We start from the raw sequence: 3083 nt of genomic DNA, 5'->3' as shown, positions 1-3083 counted from the left end.
AGTAATTCAAGCTTTGAAACTAACGCGGGAAGATATAATTCGCGCCTTAAAAACAGAGAAAGTTCTCAGAGAAAACGAACAATTTATCAAAATAAACCCAGAATTATTTGCCAATAACTTGACAGCTTTAGCAGCCTTGCAAGTAGACGAACAAGCAAGCGAATACGGACGTTATTTAAACGAAGCATTTCAGATCGGTTTGAGCATACAAGACGAAATGAAAAAATTGCAAAAACAGCATATAACTGAGTAAAAGGAATTGCTTGTGCGAGCGGATTTACAGAGCTTAGAAATTAGCAAGGGAGAACTGAGGCACTTAAGCGGCATCGATCCGGATGATGTATTCAGACCATCGATGCTGCAAGATGCTGGCAAGCGATTGAGTTTTTTGGTTAACGAAATCTTGATTGCGATCGCTCTCACTCCGATCGTCGTTGGAGGGCTTTATACCTTTATAATTTTGCCAGCGATCGGCCCTTCCATTTATGTAACCATCTTGCTGCTAATTATCGTGCCAATTTCTATTTTGGCTGGCAGGTGGTTTTGGTTAAAAAAGCACAGCCCGAAATTGCTTGTCAATTTACTCGACGATATCGATCGATATCATGCCGTACTCACAGCCATAGATATTAGCGATCGCCTCGAAATAGCAGGTTCTGCCAACACCAGTTTAACCGACAGAAGCCAAGTGATCCAAGCCCTAAGATTGACGCGAGAAGACTTAATCCGCGCCTTGATGAGCGAGAAGATTTTGCGAGAAAATAAAAACTCGATCGCCGCCAATCCAGAATTGTTCAGCAATAACTTAAGATCTCTAGAAGCGATGCAAGTGAACGATCGCGCAGGCGAATACGGGCGTCTTCTCAACGAAGCATTGCAGATCGGGATCGGCGTACAAGCAGAAATGCGAAAATTGCAAAATCAGCGTTCGCGTTCACAATGACAACCAAACCCAAAATTATAGTCCTAGACGATGACCCCACCGGTTCTCAGACAGTCCACAGCTGCTTGCTGCTGACGCGCTGGGATGTCGAGACATTGCGACTGGGATTGACTGACGACTCGCCCATCTTCTTTGTACTCACCAATACCAGGGCGCTTACCCCAGAAGAAGCCGCTGATGTGACGCGGGAAGTCTGCCACAACCTCAAATTAGCATTAGAATCTGAGCAGATTCAGGATTTCCTCGTTGTCAGCCGTTCCGACTCCACCCTGCGGGGACACTACCCAGTCGAAACCGATGCGATCGCCGCAGAACTCGGCCCCTTTGACGCTCATTTCCTCGTACCAGCCTTTTTTGAGGGAGGAAGATTCACCCGCGACAGCGTGCATTATTTGATTGTCAACGGTGTCCCAACGCCAGTCCACGAAACCGAATTTGCCCGCGATTCCGTTTTTGGCTATCACCACAGTTATTTGCCCGATTATGTAGAAGAAAAGACAAAAGGCAGAATTGAAGCAGATGCCGTAGAGAGATTTTTGCTGGCAGATATTCGCAGCGGCAGTCAGGAAAGACTGATGAAACTGGCAGATAATCAATGTGGCGTTGTGGATGGCGAAACTCAAGCTGACTTAAATCGCTTTGCCGCAGATATCCTGACTGCCGCAAGTCAGGGCAAACGCTTCCTGTTTCGCAGCGCTGCCAGTATTTTAACCGCTTTGGCTGCTCTACCTCCGCAACCGATCGCCGCCGAAGATATGGCAAAATATGTGCGCGAAGGAAAACCGGGGGCAGTAATTGTCGGTTCTCACGTTAAAAAAACTACCGAACAGCTGGAACGTCTTTTGCAAGAGGAGGGAATAGTTGGCATCGAAGTTGATGTGTCTCACCTACTCGATGAGGAGGAAGTGCAACGTACCGCTTTGTTAGACAAAACGCTGAAAACTCTACAGGATATCCATGCTGACGGTAAAACGCCCGTAGTTTATACCAGCCGTCAGGAACTCACATTTAACGATACCCAGACGCGCTTGCAATTTGGTGTGGCTGTTTCCACTTTGTTAATGGATATCGTGCGCGGTTTGCCTGACGATATTGGATTTCTCATTAGTAAAGGTGGGATTACTTCCAACGATGTGTTGAGTACCGGTTTAGCCTTGACTTCGGCGCGTTTGTTGGGGCAGATTTTAGCCGGTTGTTCGATGGTGCGGACGCCAACAGATCATCCTCAGTTTCCCAATTTGCCGGTGGTGCTGTTTCCGGGTAATGTGGGCGATGCAGATGCTTTGGCTACGATTTATCGACGGCTTTCTGCAAAATAGTTCCTTGAAGAAACCCGGTTTCTTGAAGAAACCGGGTTTCTTAGCCGAGTCCGATGGTGGGCATTGCCCACCCTACCTGAGAAGTGAAAGCGCAGAAATTTAACGGAATTTTGATATAAGTCTGGGAATAAGTTTCCCGGGCGGTGTCGCGAAGAATAGAAAACATTGCTTTAGCTGTATTTGGTTTTGAAATCTGACGCTAGGTTATACTCTTACTGGTTGCTGACTAAGAGGCCACCTAAATTTTTAGGTCTACAAGTATGTACTCGGCAGAGATCGGGGAAGAACCAAACCTAGCTGGTCGCTATTGCATAAATCCAAGGTGCGGTTGTCGAAAATAAGTTTTGGTCTGTGGAAGGCGGACTGCTGCCTGTGAACGCTGAGTAAGACTTAGACGGGGTTTAGTCCCTGACTTGTGCAAGCAAGTTCCCAACAAAGCATCGGCGGATGAAACGGGAAACTCCGAAAACGAATAAGACCGTTCTAAACTAGCTATTATTGGAAGCGCCAACTATAACGCAGTTTAGTTGGAGTACTTCACTATAGTGTTATTCTGTCAGTTGCCGATCGCGCCAACTCCGCATGACTGTAGATTCTTCTGTTCCTCCCTCAGTCGAGACAATTCCCGAAAGCCCCCCAGCGCCAGTGCTGCCCTTACAAGTACATCTCAAGGGTGAAGATGGCAAGCTATTGTTAATCTTGCCGCCAGAAACACCCAACTCGGATGGTGCTGCGGCAGCTGCGATCGCATGGCCCGATCTTTGGCTACAGCTCAAGCAGCGTCTGGGCGCTGGCGAACGTTTCTGGGAACCGAATACACC

2 protein-coding genes and 2 pseudogenes are annotated in these 3083 nt (G+C 47.5%); all 4 read left to right on the top strand.

Annotated features, from left to right (window positions below; all coding sequences use genetic code 11):
• Positions 1–253, top strand: a pseudogene (locus tag H6S82_RS26505) (hypothetical protein); the annotation flags it as partial.
• Between the two features lie 12 nt (positions 254–265).
• Positions 266–943 carry a hypothetical protein gene (locus tag H6S82_RS26500; protein ID WP_190475229.1) on the top strand — a complete coding sequence of 226 codons (678 nt, stop codon included), beginning with the start codon at positions 266–268 and terminating at the stop codon, positions 941–943.
• Entirely contained in the window at positions 940–2262 is a 1323-nt protein-coding gene (locus H6S82_RS26495; protein WP_190475231.1) for a four-carbon acid sugar kinase family protein, read from the top strand. The genes H6S82_RS26500 and H6S82_RS26495 overlap by 4 nt, the downstream gene beginning before the upstream one ends.
• Positions 2263–2844: 582 nt before the next feature.
• Positions 2845–3083, top strand: a pseudogene (locus H6S82_RS26490) (septum site-determining protein MinC); the annotation flags it as partial.

This window comes from Planktothrix sp. FACHB-1355 (assembly GCF_014748295.1).
In the GTDB taxonomy this organism is placed as follows: Bacteria; Cyanobacteriota; Cyanobacteriia; order Cyanobacteriales; family Aerosakkonemataceae; genus Aerosakkonema; species Aerosakkonema funiforme_A.
The sequence above is the reverse complement of the archived record's forward strand: the minus strand, read 5'-3'. Positions and strand labels throughout refer to the sequence as shown.

Coding starts and splice junctions, on each gene's coding strand:
- H6S82_RS26495 (WP_190475231.1), top strand. CDS start 940: ATGACAACCAAACCCAAAATTATAGTCCTAGACGATGACCCCACCGGT.